This window comes from Dysgonomonas sp. HGC4 (assembly GCF_001261715.1).
Lineage (GTDB): Bacteria > Bacteroidota > Bacteroidia > Bacteroidales > Dysgonomonadaceae > Dysgonomonas_A.
In genome coordinates this window covers 1-1,006 of sequence record NZ_CVRU01000108.1, presented here as the reverse complement: position 1 = coordinate 1,006, position 1,006 = coordinate 1, and the positions used below count along the sequence as shown (strand labels likewise).

Below are 1,006 nucleotides of genomic sequence, written 5' to 3'. Positions count from 1 at the left end.
AAGGTGTTCATTATTTTTTTTTAAGGTCTCATGCCTCTTGTTTAAACTTTCTCTCCAAAATAATAAACTTACGCCCATCTTTTTCAAAGATCTCGTCAGTTTCCACAAAATCGAACTTTTTATAGAAATCAGTCTTTTCAATTCGCGAATTACACCATACCCTGTCGAATTGCATATCCTTCGCATAATCCAATACCCACTTTACTAATTCAGTTCCATATCCCTGACCTTGATATTCGGGCAATGTAGCAAACTTCCGAAACTGCAACTCTCTATTATTCAAAAACAAAGACAATACACTCACCAATATACCTTCTTTATAATATCCTATATGTAAGCCTTTATCATCATCCGGCAATATCACATAATCCTTATCTTTATCAGGATACATTACTTTATGACGGATCTCCAATACATCTGCGTAGGCTACTTCATTTATCATGCTATATATATTTTTTAGGAAACGAAGGTAAGATTCTACATCGAAAGAACGTATATTTGCATTGTATAAAATATGTAACCTATGAAAAAAGTTTGTTTTTTGCTTGCTGCCATATTGATTTCAGCATCAATCTTTGCCCAGACATTAAACCTTAGAGATATTACCGATGGCAAATACAGAGCCAAAGGTATTCCATCTGCAGCATCCTCAGTAGATGGAGAATTTTACTTCCAAGCAGATCAACAGCGAACCAAAATTATAAAGTATTCATACAAAACAGGCCAAGCTGTAGAAACGGTATTCGATATACAGACAGCGAGAGATTGTACAATTCCATCTTTTCAGGGTTTTATAATGAGCCCCGATGAAAATCGCCTTATTGTATATACCAACAGCGAACAGATATTCCGCCATTCATTTAAAGCAGACTATTATTATTTTGACATACGACGCAATCTTATACGTAAGTTGAGCGACAATAAATCAAAACAAATGGCTCCCGTATTTTCTCGTGACGGGCGTATGCTTGCTTATGTATGTGATAATAATATATGGCTATCTAAA

At 35.0% G+C, this 1,006-nt stretch carries 2 protein-coding genes; one reads left to right on the top strand and one right to left on the bottom strand.

The window, feature by feature from the left end; genetic code table 11:
* Window positions 1-28 precede the first annotated feature (28 nt).
* On the bottom strand, window positions 29-442 hold the full coding sequence (locus HGC4_RS10940; protein ID WP_050710173.1) for a GNAT family N-acetyltransferase: 414 nt from the start codon (window positions 440-442) through the stop codon (window positions 29-31).
* 81 nt (window positions 443-523) lie between these two features.
* On the opposite strand from HGC4_RS10940, the gene HGC4_RS10935 reads away from it, so the two are divergent.
* Window positions 524-1,006, top strand: a 483-nt coding sequence (locus HGC4_RS10935; RefSeq protein ID WP_185099969.1) for a DPP IV N-terminal domain-containing protein, incomplete at its 3' end; no start/stop codon positions are given.

Coding starts and splice junctions, on each gene's coding strand:
- HGC4_RS10940 (WP_050710173.1), bottom strand. CDS start 442: ATGATAAATGAAGTAGCCTACGCAGATGTATTGGAGATCCGTCATAAA.